Below are 17,626 nucleotides of genomic sequence, written 5' to 3'. Positions count from 1 at the left end.
GAAATAAAAAGAGGTTCTATATGTGACAGAACCTCTTGTTTTGAATTATTTAAATTTCCATGTGTAGTCGATGTTGATACGAGTTTCGTTTACAGGCTTGATGTTCGCTGTAGAGAGCATGTTGTTGTCATAAATGGCATAGCGCGCACGTAGCCCCAAATTTTTTAACCAGCCACTTTGAACGGTGTAGCCTAAATCAAAGTCTGTTTCGCGTTCTTTTAGATTAGTCCCACCTAAGTTGGGTGCATAAATATTGTGACCTGTGGTGTAACGAGTCATGAAGCGTAAACCTGGCACATAATTTTTAAAGTCATATTCATAACGGAAGCTATAGGCTTTTTCTTTTGGATTTAAAAACTCGCCTGGCCATGTATCAATGAGTAGACCCGTTTCACCTCCAGTTAAATATGGAAATGCGGTGTCACCGTGGTGTTGGAAGGTGCCAAAAATAAATTTATGGTTTTGATGTTTAAGTTCGAAATGCGCATGATAAAGGTCATTATCGACTAAACCTGCTTTTGCTTGTCCATCATCTCGGCTACGGTAATAACGTAATTGTGAGCTAAAATTAGTGGTGTCATTAATTTTATGTTGATGTAGGGCACCGATCATGGTCTGGTTATAAAGATCATCAACATCCATATAAAAAGCGGTGAGTTTGATTGTTGGATCAAGCTGATAGTGTCCACCTAAATAATAAAGACCATCAGTTTCGGCACTTTTAAATCGTCCATTCACCCCTGAAATTTTTATTTTTTCATAGTTGGTCGAATCACGATGATTCACTTTATCGAGGTAGGCCGCTTGTAAGTCGAAATCTTTAATATCTTTACTGGTCAGTGAAATGCCTCGATAGGTTTGAGGAAGCAAACGAGCAGGGGAAGCCACTAAAACCGGGTTCATCGGCATTAGCGTACCAATACGTAGCTCAGTCTGGCTCATTTTCGCTTTTGCTGTGACCCCAATTTCGCCATAAGAGTCAGTAGGTTCATTGGTGCGAGTGTCTCTAGGTAAGTTTCCTGTACCTCCATGCTCTGCATCGGCATCGAGTTTAAAACCTGCCGTAGCAAGCACATCCAGCCCAAAACCGACAGTCCCTTCGGTATAGCCTGAATTGGCTTTAAGAATAAACCCTTGTGTCCAGTCCTTGGCAGCAGGGTAAGCGGATTGCTCTTGGTAGTCGCGGTCAAAATAGAAATTTCGCGTGGTGAGTTCTACTGAGCTGTTGTCAATAAAATTGCCAGCCCACACTGAACCAGAGAGCATGAGGGTAGAGTACATCCATAATTTCGACATAGCATTTCTTCCTGAAATAACATTTTTTTGTTTTCAATAAGGTTTAGTTGTTGTGTCAGCCTTGTTTGGTTTTTAAATCGAATTATTTTCCGAGCAGTTCTCGGGCTACGATTTCTTTCATAATTTCATTGGTTCCCCCATAAATTTTTTGTACCCGTGCATCCACAAAAAAGCGTGAAATTGGGTATTCCTGCATATAGCCATAGCCGCCGAAAAGCTGAAGTAATTGATCAATCACTTCACATTGAACATCGGTAATAAAGCACTTCAGTGCGGCAACTTGAGTGACGCTTAAGTGGTATTGTTGATAAAGCGCCGCACATTGGTCTACAAAGGCTTGTGCGGCTTTTGCTTTGATTTGCGCGTTTGCGAGCACAAAGCGCGTGTTTTGCATTTGGCTTAAAGGTTGTCCGAAAGCTTTACGTTCCAAAACATAGTCTTTAGTAATTTCAATGGCGCCTAAAATTGACCCCAACGCCATCATTGAAATGCTCAAACGTTCACGAGGTAACTCTTGCATTAAATAAGCAAAGCCTTGTCCTTCTTCACCTAAACGCTGAGTTGCAGGCACACAGACATCATCAAAAAACAGTTCAGCTGTATCTTGGGCATGCAGTCCGATTTTTTGTAATGAACGGCCTTTTTTAACGCCGTCTAAAGCAGCATCAACTAAAAAAATTGAAATACCTTTTGCTTTAGCTTGCGGATCAGTTTTCGCCACTAAAACGATCAGGTCGGCATGCAAACCATTTGAAATAAACGTTTTTGAACCATTCACACGATAGTGGTCATTTTCTAAAATGGCTTGAGTGCGTATGGCTTGTAAGTCTGAACCAGCATTGGCCTCTGTCATAGCAATTGCAGTGACGACTTCACCTGTCACCATTTTCGGTAGCCAATAACGTTTTTGCTCTTCAGTTCCAATATTTTGCAGATAAGGAGAGATCAGCTCATTTTGCCCACCAATGGCAACCGCCAAAGATGCAAAGCCAGCTTGAGCCGTTTCTTGAACCAACATGAGTGAGTAGTGCACAGGAGCACCGTAGCCACCATATTCTTCGGGTACATCGACGCACAAAAAGCCATTTTCCCCAAGACGAAGCCACAGATCACGCGGAATCAGGCCATCGTGTTCCCACTGTTCATAATACGGAGCAACCTGTTCTTTTAAGAACCTGCGGTAGCTATCTCGAAATAGTTCAAATTCTGTATCGTGTGGCATGTTGAACCTTTTTTAGGCAAAAGTGAGACTAAGGCCCAAACCGAAGTTTGAGCTTCCTTTTTTATTTCAATTGCTTATTGCTTTAAGGTGGGTACCCGAATAATCAGCGGGTTATCATTCTGCTTTTGATAAAGCTCATCAATTAAAGCGGCACGACGCTTGGTAATATTGCCTTGATTGAGGTTGCCTTTATCGGTCACTTCACCTGCATCAAGTTGAGGTGGCTCGGTCATTAAATAAAGCATTGAGACTGTATTTGAGCTACCGGTCGCATCTTTATTAAAGGTCGTTAAAAATTGGCGGAACCATTGCTGGACTTTAGGATGCTGTAGTATCTCTGCTGGAGAATGTTCGCCCAGCTTAAGACCAGCTTGTTGAGCACAAGCATCTAGTTTTGGAAAAATCAAAAAGCCAACCGCATTTAGGTTTGAACCTGTAATGCAGACATCTTGAACCAGTAAATTACCTTGAATGAGTACTTTGTTGCGTAGTGTGCCCACATTCACAAAAGTACCTGTATTGAGTTTAAAGTCTTCTGCAATTCGTCCGTCGTACATCAAGCCTTTGGTCGGATCATTCACATCGACTAAACGAACAGCATCGCCCGTATGGAAAAAGCCCTCATCATCAAACACAGTGCTTTGTTGGTCTGCCTTTAAGCGCCAATAGCCTTTCATGACGTGTTTGCCACGAACGCAAAACTCAAGTTTGTCACCACATGGAACCAACTTGATTTCGCATCCCGGAGCAGGGTATCCAATAAAGCCAGCCATCACACGTGGGCCAGTGGTAAAAGCGCAAGAGGGAGCAGTTTCAGTCATGCCCAATCCGCTCATAATGCGAATTTTTTCTCCGCAATGTTGCTGAGCAATTTTATCGAGTCTATTCCAGCCCGCTTCTGAAAGCGCTGCACCTGCAAAGAATAAAATTTTAACTTTGGCAAAAAAGCGGTCTCTTAATTCTTCATCTTTTTCTAAAGCCTTGGTGAGCTCTTCCCAACCTTTTGGCACATTTAAATAAACGGTTGGAGAAATTTCTTTCAGATTACGAATGGTTTCATCAAATTTTCCTGCAACGGGTTTGCCGTCATCAATGTAAATGGTACCGCCGTTATAAAGCGCGATGCCGACATTGTGACTGCCACCAAATGTGTGGTGCCAAGATAGCCAGTCGAGTAGGACAGGTGGTGTTTCTTCAAACTCAGGGAAAGTCTGCAATAACATTTGCTGATTAACACACAACATTAAATGCGTGGTCGGTACAGCTTTAGGCAATTTGGTTGAACCTGATGTAAATAAGAATTTAGCAATCTGGTTTTCATCTAGGGTTTGATAAAACTCTTGAACATTTGAAACAGGCGTATCTAATAGCGATTGAAAAGATGTGCAGATCTGATCGCCCACAATCCCTTTATTGGTGACCACTTCAATGTCGGATGTAATACATGCCTGAATGGCTTTGGCAAAAGCTTGTCCATCGTTGGCATAAACCATACCAGGTGTAAGCACTTCAAACACATGTTTAAGTTTGCCAAAGTCTTGAGAAATCAGAGAGTAGGCGGGTGAAATAGCAGAGAAAGGCACACCTGCCAGCATGGCAGCCATAGACAGTGTTAAATGTTCGAGATCATTACCACTTAAAATAACGAGTGGTCTTTCTTGGCTTAACTTACGTTCATGTAATGCCTGAGCAATGTGCCATGCACGTTGTAAAACTTCTGCATAACTCAGTTTGACCCACTCACCTTGAGCATTGCGTTTTGCTGCAAAAATTTGGTCTGGTTTGGTTTGTGCAAAATGAATTAACCGATCTGTCAGTTTTTGTGGATACGGTTTTAATTGCTCTTTTGGGCTGATATAGAGCGTGTCATCTTTATGGTGATAATGAATATCATGTTGCCCTAATTTTACGAACCGTTCGCGGTCTTGTGATTGAGTGGCATTCATTTGCATTTCTTTCACTCCATGGAAAGCGCATCACTGCGCTTTATTTTTTGCATCATGCAATTTTTATTTAATATGTTGTTGTCCGCATTAGCCTGACTAAATCGGGTAATGACGTGATTGGGTCTGAATAGTGATCCAGCGTAGTTCGGTAAATTCGGCAATAGAGACTTTACTACCAAAACGTCCGTAACCACTCGATTTTGTTCCACCAAATGGCATTTGAGCTTCATCATGTACGGTTGCGCCGTTAATATGACAAATACCCGAATCAATCTGTTGAGCCACTTCCAGTGCTTGAGAAATATTTTGACTAAACACTGCCGAAGAAAGGCCGAACTCGCTGTCATTTGCCAGTGCTACGCCTTCTTCAATGCTTGAAAAGCGTTGAACTGTGCATACAGGTCCAAATGATTCTTCACGGTAAAGCAGCATGTCAGGTTTAATATTGAGCACCAGCGTCGGTTGCATGGTGGTGTCTTCAATATGAATGCCTAAAGGTAAGTCAGCACCTTTGTTTTGAGCATCTTCCAGCAAATGCTGAATACGGTTTGCAGCACGTCGACTTTCTAAAACACCGAGTACATTGTCTTTTGAGGTTGGATTACCTGCCCGAATAGAGCGGGTTTTTTCAATCAGTTTTTCAATAAATTGGTCGGCAATATTGTCTTGAACCAAAACACGTTCGGTCGACATACAGATTTGCCCCTGATTAAAGAAAGCTCCAAAAGCAACTGCATTTACGGCTTCATGAATGTCAGCTTCATTTAAAACCACGACAGGGGCCTTACCACCCAATTCAAGTAAAACAGGTTTTAAATATTTAGCCGCAGTCTCGGCAATAATTTTTCCGACTTTGGTTGAACCCGTAAAATTAATGCGTTTCACGGCTGGGTGAGACACTAAACGCTCAACGATTTGTGGTGCATCTTCGGCAGCATGCGTAATCACATTCACCACACCTTCACCAAGACCTGCTTCATGTAACACTTCACCAATGAGACGATGTGTTGCAGGGCAGGCTTCTGATGCTTTTAATACAACGGTGTTACCACAAGCCAAAGGCATGGCAAGTGCACGTGTTGCCAAAATGACAGGGGCGTTCCAAGGCGCAATGCCAACAATCACACCACAAGGAACTCGCACACCCATGGCAAGATTGCCCGGTACATCTGACGGAATCAGACTTCCGTCAATTTGTGTGGTCATGGCTGCTGCCTCACGTAACATGTTGGCAGCAAGATGAACGTTAAACCCATACCATGTCGCAGTTGAACCTGTTTCTTGCATTCCAGTTTCAATGAATTGCTCGGTCTTTTGGTCCATTAAATCGGCTGCTTTTAACAAACGTAAGCGACGTTCGGTAGGCGAGAGTTTCGACCATACTTTGAAAGCTTGTTGTGCCGAATCGATTGCACGATCAACATCTTCCAATGTTGCAGCAGCAGCTTGAGTTGCCACTGATCCATCAATGGGACTAATACGCTCAAAAGTTGCCTGATTTGATGCATCAAAAGATTGACCGTGAATAAGTAACTGTACATTTTGCATGGGTTGTGTCCTTACATTGCCATTAGAGAATCAAAAGTTAACCAGTACGTTTATAGCTCTGTAAACCCGGTTTAATTGATTTTTCATCTAAAAATTGTTTCAAACCTTCTTGGCGACCGTTTTCTGTATCGCGGTGGATACATTGATCAAGTTTGGCATATAAGTAGTCTTCGTTTTGATCCCAAGTCAGTTCACGACAACGCTTAAATCCATTTTTAGCAGTACGAAGAACCACAGGGTTTTTCTCAAGTAGACAGTTTGCAAGCTCAGTCACTTCTGCTTTTAATTGTTCAAGCGGTACGCTTTTATTCACAAGGCCCATAGTTTCGGCTTCTTTACCACTAAAGGTTTTACCCGTCATGATGTAGTACAAAGAGGCACGGTGACCAACAGTGTCTGCCATTGCTTTACTTACAAGGTTACCCGGTGGGATCCCCCAGTTAATTTCAGATAAACCGAAAGTTGCTTCATCTGCTGCAATTGCGAGGTCACAAGCAACTAAAGGTGAGAAACCGCCTCCAAAGCACCAGCCGTTGACCATTGCAATCGTTGGTTTTGAATACATGCGAAGAAGTTGCCACTGCCAACGGCATGAGTCGCGGCGAATACGTTCTTGATAAATTTCAGGCTGAGTGTCGACTTCACGGAAATATTCCTTCAAGTCCATGCCTGCTGTCCAAGAATCACCTGCACCTGTCAACACAAGCACACGTGCATTTTGATCAAGTTCTATGGCTTCAAGCACATCAATCATTTCACGATTGAGTGTCGGGCTCATGGCATTTTTCTTTTCTGGGCGGTTTAGCGTTACCCATGCAATTCCATCTTCAACTTTAACATCTACTGTTTCCCAGCGGTTTTCATAACTCATCTTCATACTCCTTGAATGATTTTTAGCTGTTCTGGGATTTAATTTAATATCAGTTAAACTTACATTCAAGTCTTTTTTATAAAATTTTATAAATATTTTATAATTCATTGTATTTTAAATATTAATTAATTTTATTGATAATTTAATGTAAAAATATGTTGATTTTTTAGTAAGTTTAACTGATATTTTTGGTGTGTTTAAACAATAATACACAAAGGGCTAAATGGAACGACTAGTCAATAAGGGATAACACAATGGAAAAGATATTAGGACAGTCCGCAAGGGCAAAAATCACGTTGCTATTATGCTTTGCAATAGCAATTTTTGAAGGTTTTGATCTTCAATCAATGGGGGTAGCCGCTCCACGAATGCGGGCTGAGTTTATGTTGGACAATGGCCAGATGGCGTGGGCGTTTAGTGCTGCAATTTTAGGAACACTACCAGGTGCCATATTAGGCGGTAGATTTGCTGATATTGTTGGGCGTAAGAAAATTCTGATTTTTAGTATTTTACTTTTTGGAATAATGTCTTTGCTAACGGCATATGCTGCTAACTTTAGTTTGCTGTTACTCATTCGTTTTTGTACTGGTTTAGGAATGGGTGGGGCACTTCCAATGATGATTACACTGGCATCTGAAGCTGTACCTGATAAATATAAAGGTACCGCGGTGAGTATTATGTACAGCGGTATTCCTTTTGGTGGGTTACTTACTTCTGTCGTTGCTATGTCGTTGGCAGGTGATGCAGAGTGGCGCCATATTTTCTATATTGGTGGGATTGCGCCTATTTTACTCATTCCGCTGATTATGCGCTTTTTACCTGAGTCAAATGATTACCTGCAACGTAAAGGTCAAGCGCAAAAAACGACGCCATTTTTGGAAGTTTTATTTGCGAAAGAACGTCGTATGTCGACCATTCAGCTTTGGGTAAGTTTTTTCTGTACGCTCGTTGTACTGTATTTCTTATTGAACTGGTTGCCGTTATTGATGGGTGCGCAAGGCTTATCGAAACTTCAGGCAAACTATGTACAGATGGGCTACAACGTGGGTGGAATTTTAGGTTCAATTCTCATGGGTGTATTGCTTGATAAATTACGCATGAGTTTTGTGATTAAGCTGATTTATCTCGGCATTTTATTTTCGCTTTGTTGTTTAGCAATTTCTCCAACAGTGGCTTTACTTGCACTTTCGGCAGTGGGTTGTGGCTTATTCATTGTGGGCGGACAATCGGCGTTGTATGGTTTGGCTGCCATGTATTATCCAACCGAAATGCGTGGAACTGGAGTAGGTGCAGCAGTTGCCATTGGGCGTATTGGTTCTTTTGCAGGACCTTTAATGGCTGGTTTTTTACTCTCGCTTGGACAAAGCTCGACCATTGTAATTGGTTCAAGCATTCCAGTGATTTTAATTGCAGCGATCTCTGCATTACTTCTTGTCAAAAAACCTAAACAGCCTGTACATTTAGTACAAAGCTCAGGTGCTCGCTAAGTTTTAACGAAAGTATGGGGTAGATCCTCATACTTTCACTACAGATTTTCTTATGATGATTGAAAGGTTATGGTACGTTCGAATTCAGTTCAAAAAAAAGTAGAAGATGAGCCTAAGTTAAGTTACATGATTGCTCGTGTTGACCGAATTATTAGTAAACATTTAACAGAACATTTAAAAGAGCTTGAGATTACCTTGCCGCAATTTACTGCGCTTTCTGTTTTAGCTTCAAAAAGTAATGTATCCAATGCCAAACTTGCTGAGCGTTCTTTTATTAAGCCGCAATCGGCTAACAAAATTTTGCAAGATTTACTGGTGAATGGCTGGATTGAGAAAAAACCAGATCCAACACATGGCCGCCGTATTTTAATTACCCTGACTGAAAGCGGTGTTGAAAAGCTAAATAAATGTAATGAAGTGGTTTTAAAAGTTGAAGAAAAAATGCTTGAAGGCATTGATATTAACTTGGCTTATTTAATCCGTAATAATCTCGATATTATGGTCAATAATCTTAAAAACCTGTGATGAAAGGTAGTTTGCAATTTAATTTATTAAACTTAATAGAAATGCTTAAGCACTGATTCACACAGAAAATTTATTTCATTTTACAAATGAACTTGCTAGCATCGAAGTGACGTTTTTGGTGATGTGTGGCAGCGAATGTCTTCAGGACAACAAGTTTTACTTAAACTAAGAAAAATGATTATTTCAGGGGAACTTGAAGGCGGTGCCAGAATTGCCGAAATTCCGACTGCCGAGTTACTTGGTGTTTCAAGGCAGCCTGTTCGTATTGCCTTTCGCTTGCTCGAGCAAGAAGGCCTCCTCATTAAAAACCCAACTCGTGGTTACACGGTTCGTGAAATTTCAGAACAACTTGTTCATGATGCGCTTGAAGTGCGTGGTGTACTTGAAGGATTAGCTGCAAAAACTTTGGCAGAACAAGGCTTAAGCGAAGAGCAGAAAAAGACGCTGCAACATTGCATTCAAGAAACTGAAAAACTATTTAATGATAAAGACGAATTTGGCGATGTTGAACTAGAACGTTATCACCATTTTAACGTCATCTTTCATGACACGATTATTGAGGGCGCACAAAACGTCGCACTCATACAAGCCTTAGCAAAAAACAATCAATTGCCGATGGCTTCTGCTCAAGCCATTACCTACGACCAGAACCAAGCTTTGTCGGAATATCGCCGTTTGCACTATGCGCATTTACAGCATTGTTCGATTTTCGATGCGTTGGTACGTCGTCAGGCAGGGCGTGCTGAAACTTTAATGCGTGAGCACAGTAGTGTGGTGATTTTGGGTGAAACGCTCAGAAATGTTTTAAGTGTTTAAGATGAAATAAGTTCCTTTATATTTGAATAAAGGAACTCAAGAATTAAAGCTCAATCACAAGATTTTTAGTTTTTGCACGAGAACAGCAGGGCGTAAATTGGTCGTTCAAAGCATGTTCCTCATCGGTCATAAATAGATCCCGATGATCAGGTGTACCTTCTACAACGCGGGTAATACAGGTCCCACAAATGCCTTGTTCACATGAAACAGGAATATCAAAACCATTTGCAATTAATGCCTCAGTAGCAGTTTGCTCTGGTAGTACTTTAATTCGACGGCCCGTACCTTTCACTTCAATAGTAAAAGCTTCATCGTTAGACGTATCTGCTTTTTGAGCGACAAAATGCTCTTGATGTAACTGATCGCTATGCCAATCTGCTTGTTCGGCTGAGCTCATGACAAACTGCATAAACCCTGTTGGTCCACATACATATAAGTGTCTGTTTGGTGAAACTTGGCCTAAAACCTCTGCCATATTACATTCAGTGTCTGGTTGGTCTTGAATGTGAAAATGGACTCGTTCACCAAAATGTTCGGTTAAGTTGCCATAGAAGGCAATCATTTCATGACTACGAACAAAGTAATGTAATTCAAAAGGAATATTGGCCGACTTAAGTCGATATGCCATCGACAAAATAGGGGTAATACCAATACCACCTGCAAATAAAACTGCCTGTTTGGTTTGAGGGTGAATTTCAAATAAATTACGCGGTTCACCAATTTTTAAGTGGTCGCCTTCACGATATTCAGTGTGGATGCAGCGTGAGCCACCGCGTGAATCGGCATCATGTAAAACACCAATCACATAACGATGCTTTTCACTGCAACAATTTGAAAGTGAATATTGACGGGTGAGACCATTTTTAAGATGTACATCAATATGTGCACCTGCTTCAAAACTCGGCAGTTCCGTACCATTTGCTGCGACCAACTCAAAAGCACGAATAGTCGGGGTGAGCTGGTGAATTTTTTGAATAATAACGTCCATGTTCATACTCCTTTAAATAATCCGAATGTTTGGAAACCTCTGTGCGGACGTTTCAGGAGGTGTTTTATTTTCTTCGGCAAGTAGTCGCTCAATCACTTTACGAGACTGTACACCGCCTGCGTCGATATTGAGCATCAGTAACTTGCGATGTGGGTTGTTTAAAATATTTTGTTGCTGTTGCTCAAGCATTTCTAAATCTTCAGTAAAGATTTTGCCTTGGCCTTCACGAATTTGATCGGTGAGTTCGGCATTATCTGGCTGGAAGTTGCGTGCCATTCCCCAGAAATACCAATGTGATGTTTCAGTTTCTGGCGTAATAAAGTCGACCACAATTGAAGAAACTTTTTTGTCTTTCGGTGCGTGATAACCGCCATGTCCAGCATGTGCGACACCCACTTCAATATGAACATTACTTGGCGCAAAGAAATGGCAACGTTGCCAACGATCCACAGGTACGTCATCTGCTAAGTGGTTACCACGAAGGGCCATTTGCCAAAATGGAGGTGCGATCACATTTTCCATATAGCGTTCGGTAATGACATGGTCGCCGTCAACTTTAGTCACAGGCAATGATTCATCAATCTCTTTTTGCCCAATACTACTTGAGTGAACATAGGTTTCATGGGTTAAATCCATGAGGTTATCGACCATCAAACGATAGTCACACTGGATGTGAAACAGACCTCCGCCATAGCTCCATTCTGGATGATCTGCCCATTCTAAAGTTGGCAGTTTTGCTTCATCTGCTAAAGCTTTCTCACCTGGCCATACCCAAATAAAACCGAACTTTTCAATAACTGCATATGCTTTGTTGCAAGGGAAACCGTTTACACGTTGGGCTGGCATGGAAACTGTTTTTCCATCACAACCCATGACTAAGCCATGATAACCACATACGAGGTTGCCATCTTCGACATAACCAAGTGAGAGTGGGGCGCCACGATGCGGACAAAAATCTTCAACGGCTGCAACTTGGTTTTCTTTACCACGATAAAAAACAATTTTTTCACCACAAATAGTGCGACCTAGTGGTTTGTCTTGGATTTCTTCTGGGCGGCAGGCTACATACCATGCATTTTTAATAAACATTGTGACGACTCCTTATCACTTGTTGGATCCAATTTATAATAAATAAAAATAATGGTCAATTGATAAGCAGTATATTTTTTAAAAAATATTGATCTTTTAATTTGGTTGTTTTGTATATTTTTAATTGCTATTAAAGACTTTTGTGTTTACTTTGAATTTTAGAGGTTAAATTTTTATTCATCTTAATTTGGATCCATAATGGCTATGGTTGAGGCCATTATGGAGAGTGATAATTTAGAAATTAACGGTGTAGTGAAGCATCATGCGCTGTTCATCCAGACTTTTGCCGTGTTTGGTATCGTAGTTAATATTTAAGAAAAGAAACTTAAGATTTTTAATCCAAGCATTGAGATCATATTGAACCAGCACATCACTTTCTTGCTCAAAATCATTTTGATTCATGGTTTGAAAAGAGTCGCCATAAATATATTTATAGGTCACTTTTAGACCCTTGATGTAATCTTTAAAGTCATAGGAAGCAACGAAATGATAAGACTTTTCATCTGCTTTGGTAAACGCGCCTAAGGTCCAGTTCATCATATGAGGGATGGGTATGTTGTCGAGTTTGGGGATACCATCTTTACCAAAGTTTTCTTGATAGCCGATGCCGGTTGTAAAGTTGCCATGTTTGATGAAATGCATAGCGCCTATGGATGTATTGTCATATTCACCAAGCTTTGATTTGCCGACGTCGTCGTGGCGAAACACACGTAATTTTGTGGTGTGCTGTTTTGTCCATTGGTAATCAAAAGCAAAGTAACTTTGATTGATGAGATCTGTTAAGTAACCATTATAAAATTTCCAATGATATTGAGGCGTTTTCCCATCCCACTGGAAAAAGTAAAGCCCATCAGATTCATGTTTTGATATGGCGAGTTTGTGGTAGTCCTCCTCATTTTTTGGCGAATAACGATTAATCAAACCCAGCTCGAAATTTTGTTGCGGTGTCTTATATTTTAATTCCAAGCCTTTATAGTTCACTCGTAATTGATGTGTATCCACTTGTGGCGTAAGTGGTGAGTCGGGAATAATTTCACCTACATTCATGCGAAAGTTTTGATATTCAACTCCAGCACCTAAGCCATATTTAACATAGTCTTGTGCTTGTTTCTTGGTGTTAGAATCAAAGGGTATGACCATATCATTGGTGTGTTGATCATTATTTAGGCGATATGCATATTGAATGCTTGGATTGAGGTGTAGCTGTACATCATTAAGCTTGGTTGACCAGTCACCACGATAAATCAAGCCTTGACTCAAGCTATGAGTATCGGGGCTAGTACCATTTTTATATTGTCTGTCGAAGTTGAATGTTTTGAGTGTGAGTGTATTTTGAAAATTAACATCTGCTTCACTATGAACTAAACAGCAGGCAAAGGCTGTCCCTGAGAAGAAAATCCCATAAATAAAAATATGCTTCATTTTAAAATCCGTTTAAAAGCGTTTTACTGTTCTAAATCCGACATGGCTAGTTGCAAGGTCGAGTTCCTGTGGATGCCTCGCTGCAGCACGATAACGCGCGCAATAATTGGTTGCGCACAAATAAGATCCACCTTTAATGGTGTATTGCAAAATCTGTTCGTGACTTTGCCGATACTTCGATGGATCTCCCATATGATGATCTCTTGGACCTGTATAAGGTGTTTGCGTCCATTCCCATACATTGCCAATCAAGTCATATAACCCAAACGGGTTTTTACTAAAACAGCCAACAGGGGCAATATCCTTAAAACCATCTTCCTGAACATTTTTGTATGGAAATTCACCTTGCCAGAAGTTGGCTACAATATGGCCTTCATGAGTAGGGCCAATATCGGAGTTTTGCTGAAAACCTTTGGCTGCATACTCCCACTCAAGCTCAGTCGGTAAGTCGTGACCTAGCCAGTTTGCATAAGCGTAGGCATCATTCCATGTCACCATGCGAACGGGCTCATGAGGTGCTGGTTGTTTAGGGTTATTTAGGCCCCATGGGTGTTTCCAATTGGCACCTTTTTCAAATCGCCACCACTGTAGTTCTTCAACTGGATGATCTGGCTGTACAAACATAGCTGCACCACCTTGCTTTTCTGCATCGGTGACATAACCCGTTTGCTTAACAAACTCTTGAAATTGAGCATTGGTGACTTCAGTTGCATCAATTAAAAAAGCGGGAACTGAAGTTGCCTGTAAGTTTAATGGGCGTTCATCTTCATAACCTTGTGTGGTGCCTAAAACAATTTTTCCTTGCGGAAGTTTGACCATACCGGCTTCTTTATTTTTAGGCCAACTCGAAGGAAGGCCTGAATAAGAAGAACATTTAGCTTGAGTACCTAAGTCGGGTAAGGTGGTCTGTTGTAGTTGAGGCGTGGTTTTTTGACATGCACAAAGTAATAGGAACGATGAAAGCATCATGATCTGTTTCATCTGGTTTTCTCTACTTTTTGTTGTATTGCTCAAAATCCACGACACCATTTTCATCGGCATATCTTAGATATTTATCGTTTAAGACTTTGACGATCTCGGAATGTTCTGCGTAAACATTATGTTGTTCATTAAAATCTGTTTTTAAGTTATAGAGTTCCCAGCCGTGGCTTTTAAATTTAGAAGGTGAGTTTTCAACGAGTTTCCATTCATCATTTTTGGCGTAGCGGCTGCCATGTAATTCTTTGAAGTCATAATAATTGACAGGTCGAATGCGGGCATTATTGTTTTTAAAAGCAGGGATTAGACTAAAGCCTGACGGTTTAATTTTGGTGCTTGAGGCTGGATAGATTTGATTATTTTGAATACCAGCTAGCTCCATCACAGTTGGGAATATATCTCTGACCGTCGCAAAGTTATTGTTCATTCCACGTTGTTTAGAAATCTGCACAGGCGATTTAACAATAAATGGAACTCGCACACCGCCTTCTGAAGCGGCTGACTTCCAGTGCGTAAATGGTGTGCTACTCACTTCGGCCCAGCGTGGTCCCATATAAACATATGAGCTGGCGTTGCCTATATTTTCATAACGATTGTCGGCATCACCCATTGGGAAATTGTGATCACCACCTTCAGCGCCGTTATCTGACATAAACACAATCAAAGTGTTGTCATATAAATGATGCTTTTTAAGATACTGAATGACATCACCCACGCGATCGTCTAACTGAGTGACCATGCCAGCATAAACTTCCATTTTGCGCGCTTCATATTTGCGCTCTTGTGGCGTGAGTTCATTCCAGCTTTTGGTCCCTAAAGCTTGATTGCCGCGCTCGATTGGATATTCTGCATTTGCAGGAATTAATCCTAATTTCTTTTGACGTTCAAAGCGTTGTTTGCGAATTGCATCGTAGCCTTGATCGTATTTACTTTTGTATAAGTCTCTATAATGAGCAGGTGCTTGTAATGGCCAGTGTGGAGCCGTATAGGCTAGGTAAGCAAAAAATGGTTTTTGTGCTTTATTTTTATCTAAGTACTCAAAGGCTTTTTGTGTAAAAAAGTCGGTTGAGTAGTAGTTGTCAGGCAAAGTAACCTTTTGACCATTTTCAGTGTACTGGGTATTGCGCGGATAGTTTTTAGGTTGGTCTTTAAAGTGTAAATCGAAGCCATCGAGCAGGGCAAAAGATTGATCGAAACCACGGGCTTTAGGGTTTTGTTCGGGAGCATAACCTAAGTGCCATTTACCGACCATGAAGGTGTAATAATCTTTAGTCTTTAAAATTTCTGCGAGTGTATAAGCATTTTGCGTTAAGTGACCTGAATATCCATCAATTTTGAGGAGTGCATGAGGGCTATCGGCTCCAACTAATTGTTCTTGGCGTTTTGAAGTTTCATACATCGCACCTAAACCTACCAAGTGGTTATCGGCACCTGTCATAAGCTGTGCACGAGTAGGTGAACACATTGATGAAGCATGAAAATTAAAAAGCATTTTTCCTTGCTTTAACAAACTATCAATATGAGGAGTTTTAATTTCGCCACCATAAGCACCAATATCTGAAAATCCAAGATCATCGGCCAAAATAATCATGATATTAGGTGGTTGTTGATTTTTTGGAGGTGCTGCTTGCGTTGTGTAAAACAATTGGCTGGCAAAAAAAAGTCCCAATGTAAGCTGGCTTACTCTTTTGAGTTTCATAACAACAATCCTTTGATGTTTCATAAATGCATCTTGCATTTCCTAGAAATAAACTGAGCTTTTTTGGCTAAAAAATGCTCTGGAATCGATCATAATAGATTTTTTAATATGGATCCATAAAAATATTCAAGCATCCTAATTTTATGTTTTTAATAATTTTATACTTATATAATTTATGTATTTATATATTTTTTAATAATCCATTTATAATTTTAGTTGATTTTTTGGATCCAAATATTCAGTATAGAAAAAGAGCAGGATGCTCAAAAAACAAATATTCCTCTAGGTCATTATGGATACGGATGTGCATAACCACCCAATCGCTCATATCAGCAATGTCGTGTGTATGTCTTATCCAAGGGAGATACACAAATGGAAAGAGACGTTCTAAGTGAGATCAATCAAAACAATATGAGCCGCTATCAATGGTTCGTCATTTTGATCTGTATTTGTCTCAATATTATTGATGGTTTTGACGTGATGGTAATGGCATTTACTGCTCCATCCGTGTCAGCAGAATGGTCACTTTCAGGGGCACAAATAGGCTTGTTGCTCAGTTCGGGCCTTTTTGGAATGGCTGCTGGTTCCATTTTTCTCGCGCCTTTAGCCGATAAAATCGGTCGTCGTTTACTCATCTTGATTTGTCTTGTGATTGCAGGTCTTAGCATGTTGGGCTGTGCTTTAGTACAAAGCCACGGCATGTTGGCAGCACTTCGGTTCATTACCGGAATTGGGGTAGGTGGGATTCTTGCCAGCAGTAATGTGTTGGCAAGTGAATATGCCAATGCTCGTTGGCGTAGTCTTGCAGTGAGCTTAATGTCTACAGGTTATGGAATTGGCGCGACACTCGGTGGAGTGCTATCGCTGGCTTTGATTGAGCATTTAGGTTGGCGCTCAATCTTTTTAGCGGGCGGGGTTACTACCATTGCAATGCTACTCATTAGCGCATGGTTATTACCAGAATCTTTAGATTACTTACTCGCGAAACGACCAAAACAGGCACTAGAACGAATTAATACAGCTGTAAATCGTATGGGGCTAAACGAATTACCCGTTATGCCGCATTATGAAAAAATCAGCACGCAAAATGGTAGTGAACTGGGCAAGTTATTTGCTGGACAACTTGGATTTCAAACACTTTGTTTGTGGTTTGCCTTCTTTTTAGTGATGTTTGGCTTTTACTTCGTGATGAGCTGGACACCAAAAATTCTTATTTCAATGGGGATGTCGGCACAACAAGGCGTAAGTACCGGTATTTTAATTAGTATTGGCGGGATTTTCGGGGCAGCCATTATTGGTTTATTGGCATCACGTATGAAAATCTTTTATGCCTTAAGTTTGTTTTTAGGGCTAACCTCGGCATGTGTTTTCCTATTTGTCGCAGTCTCCGCTCAAGTCAGTGTTGCACTCATGGTGGGGTTATTACTTGGCACCCTCATTAATGGCTGTGTAGCAGGTTTATATTCGATTTCTCCAACAATTTATGATGCTGAAATTCGTAGTCGCGGCGTGGGCTATGCAATTGGTTTTGGACGAATTGGGGCAATTTTATCGCCAACGGTCGCAGGCATTTTTCTGGATAAAGGTATAGCACCCGCAACACTGTATGCCTATTACGGTGTGGTCTTTATTTTGGCTATTTTCCTGATTTTAAGTTTAGGTAATGCTTTTTACCGCAGTCAAAAAGAGCAAAACTACTCTCTTAAAACAGCACCTTAATCCATTAAAAATTAAATAGT

The 17,626-nt window shown here is 40.8% G+C and carries 14 protein-coding genes; 4 read left to right on the top strand and 10 right to left on the bottom strand.

Features of this window, described 5'->3' with window-relative positions; genetic code table 11:
• Positions 1-45: 45 nt before the first annotated feature.
• From ACT53H_RS04615 to ACT53H_RS04595, 5 genes are all read right to left on the bottom strand, one after another.
• Positions 46-1,296 (bottom strand): OprD family porin, encoded by a 1,251-nt coding sequence (locus ACT53H_RS04615; RefSeq protein WP_476008721.1) that lies wholly within the window; start codon positions 1,294-1,296, stop codon positions 46-48.
• Positions 1,297-1,378: 82 nt separating this feature from the next.
• Positions 1,379-2,518: an acyl-CoA dehydrogenase family protein gene (locus ACT53H_RS04610; RefSeq protein ID WP_476008720.1), complete on the bottom strand. Its 1,140-nt coding sequence runs from the start codon at positions 2,516-2,518 to the stop codon at positions 1,379-1,381.
• A gap of 74 nt (positions 2,519-2,592) precedes the next feature.
• Positions 2,593-4,479, bottom strand: a complete 1,887-nt coding sequence (locus tag ACT53H_RS04605) for a feruloyl-CoA synthase (protein WP_476008719.1) — start codon at positions 4,477-4,479, stop codon at positions 2,593-2,595.
• A gap of 81 nt (positions 4,480-4,560) precedes the next feature.
• The gene (locus ACT53H_RS04600; RefSeq protein ID WP_476008718.1) at positions 4,561-6,012 is read right to left on the bottom strand and encodes an aldehyde dehydrogenase; all 1,452 of its coding nucleotides are present in this window, start codon (positions 6,010-6,012) and stop codon (positions 4,561-4,563) included.
• Between the two features lie 37 nt (positions 6,013-6,049).
• Entirely contained in the window at positions 6,050-6,889 is an 840-nt protein-coding gene (locus tag ACT53H_RS04595) for a p-hydroxycinnamoyl CoA hydratase/lyase (protein ID WP_171056853.1), read from the bottom strand.
• Positions 6,890-7,137: 248 nt separating this feature from the next.
• On the opposite strand from ACT53H_RS04595, the gene mhpT reads away from it, so the two are divergent.
• From mhpT to ACT53H_RS04580, 3 genes are all read left to right on the top strand, one after another.
• Entirely contained in the window at positions 7,138-8,370 is a 1,233-nt protein-coding gene (mhpT, locus tag ACT53H_RS04590) for a 3-(3-hydroxy-phenyl)propionate transporter MhpT (protein ID WP_005258683.1), read from the top strand.
• 69 nt (positions 8,371-8,439) lie between these two features.
• Positions 8,440-8,895: a MarR family winged helix-turn-helix transcriptional regulator gene (locus tag ACT53H_RS04585; protein WP_005070428.1), complete on the top strand. Its 456-nt coding sequence runs from the start codon at positions 8,440-8,442 to the stop codon at positions 8,893-8,895.
• A gap of 123 nt (positions 8,896-9,018) precedes the next feature.
• Positions 9,019-9,711 (top strand): GntR family transcriptional regulator, encoded by a 693-nt coding sequence (locus tag ACT53H_RS04580; RefSeq protein ID WP_476008717.1) that lies wholly within the window; start codon positions 9,019-9,021, stop codon positions 9,709-9,711.
• A gap of 43 nt (positions 9,712-9,754) precedes the next feature.
• On the opposite strand, the gene ACT53H_RS04575 is transcribed toward ACT53H_RS04580, so the two are convergent.
• From ACT53H_RS04575 to ACT53H_RS04555, 5 genes are all read right to left on the bottom strand, one after another.
• Positions 9,755-10,699 (bottom strand): PDR/VanB family oxidoreductase, encoded by a 945-nt coding sequence (locus ACT53H_RS04575; RefSeq protein ID WP_476008716.1) that lies wholly within the window; start codon positions 10,697-10,699, stop codon positions 9,755-9,757.
• A 12-nt stretch (positions 10,700-10,711) separates the two neighbouring features.
• Positions 10,712-11,788: an aromatic ring-hydroxylating dioxygenase subunit alpha gene (locus tag ACT53H_RS04570; RefSeq protein ID WP_476008715.1), complete on the bottom strand. Its 1,077-nt coding sequence runs from the start codon at positions 11,786-11,788 to the stop codon at positions 10,712-10,714.
• Positions 11,789-12,022: 234 nt separating this feature from the next.
• Positions 12,023-13,210 carry an OprD family outer membrane porin gene (locus ACT53H_RS04565; protein WP_476008714.1) on the bottom strand — a complete coding sequence of 396 codons (1,188 nt, stop codon included), beginning with the start codon at positions 13,208-13,210 and terminating at the stop codon, positions 12,023-12,025.
• Positions 13,211-13,222: 12 nt separating this feature from the next.
• On the bottom strand, positions 13,223-14,176 hold the full coding sequence (locus tag ACT53H_RS04560) for a formylglycine-generating enzyme family protein (RefSeq protein WP_476008901.1): 954 nt from the start codon (positions 14,174-14,176) through the stop codon (positions 13,223-13,225).
• A 25-nt stretch (positions 14,177-14,201) separates the two neighbouring features.
• Complete coding sequence (locus ACT53H_RS04555; RefSeq protein WP_476008713.1) at positions 14,202-15,887, bottom strand: arylsulfatase; 1,686 nt, start codon at positions 15,885-15,887, stop codon at positions 14,202-14,204.
• Positions 15,888-16,259: 372 nt separating this feature from the next.
• Between ACT53H_RS04555 and ACT53H_RS04550 the strand changes: the two genes are divergently transcribed.
• Positions 16,260-17,606 (top strand): MFS transporter, encoded by a 1,347-nt coding sequence (locus tag ACT53H_RS04550; protein ID WP_476008712.1) that lies wholly within the window; start codon positions 16,260-16,262, stop codon positions 17,604-17,606.
• The last annotated feature ends 20 nt before the right edge of the window (positions 17,607-17,626 follow it).

This window comes from Acinetobacter sp. DMC2 (assembly GCF_056314305.1).
This window is presented reverse-complemented; position numbering and strand designations above follow the sequence as displayed.

Coding starts and splice junctions, on each gene's coding strand:
- ACT53H_RS04615 (WP_476008721.1), bottom strand. CDS start 1,296: ATGTCGAAATTATGGATGTACTCTACCCTCATGCTCTCTGGTTCAGTG.
- ACT53H_RS04610 (WP_476008720.1), bottom strand. CDS start 2,518: ATGCCACACGATACAGAATTTGAACTATTTCGAGATAGCTACCGCAGG.
- ACT53H_RS04600 (WP_476008718.1), bottom strand. CDS start 6,012: ATGCAAAATGTACAGTTACTTATTCACGGTCAATCTTTTGATGCATCA.
- ACT53H_RS04595 (WP_171056853.1), bottom strand. CDS start 6,889: ATGAAGATGAGTTATGAAAACCGCTGGGAAACAGTAGATGTTAAAGTT.
- mhpT (WP_005258683.1), top strand. CDS start 7,138: ATGGAAAAGATATTAGGACAGTCCGCAAGGGCAAAAATCACGTTGCTA.
- ACT53H_RS04585 (WP_005070428.1), top strand. CDS start 8,440: ATGGTACGTTCGAATTCAGTTCAAAAAAAAGTAGAAGATGAGCCTAAG.
- ACT53H_RS04575 (WP_476008716.1), bottom strand. CDS start 10,699: ATGGACGTTATTATTCAAAAAATTCACCAGCTCACCCCGACTATTCGT.
- ACT53H_RS04570 (WP_476008715.1), bottom strand. CDS start 11,788: ATGTTTATTAAAAATGCATGGTATGTAGCCTGCCGCCCAGAAGAAATC.
- ACT53H_RS04565 (WP_476008714.1), bottom strand. CDS start 13,210: ATGAAGCATATTTTTATTTATGGGATTTTCTTCTCAGGGACAGCCTTT.
- ACT53H_RS04560 (WP_476008901.1), bottom strand. CDS start 14,176: ATGCTTTCATCGTTCCTATTACTTTGTGCATGTCAAAAAACCACGCCT.
- ACT53H_RS04555 (WP_476008713.1), bottom strand. CDS start 15,887: ATGAAACTCAAAAGAGTAAGCCAGCTTACATTGGGACTTTTTTTTGCC.
- ACT53H_RS04550 (WP_476008712.1), top strand. CDS start 16,260: ATGGAAAGAGACGTTCTAAGTGAGATCAATCAAAACAATATGAGCCGC.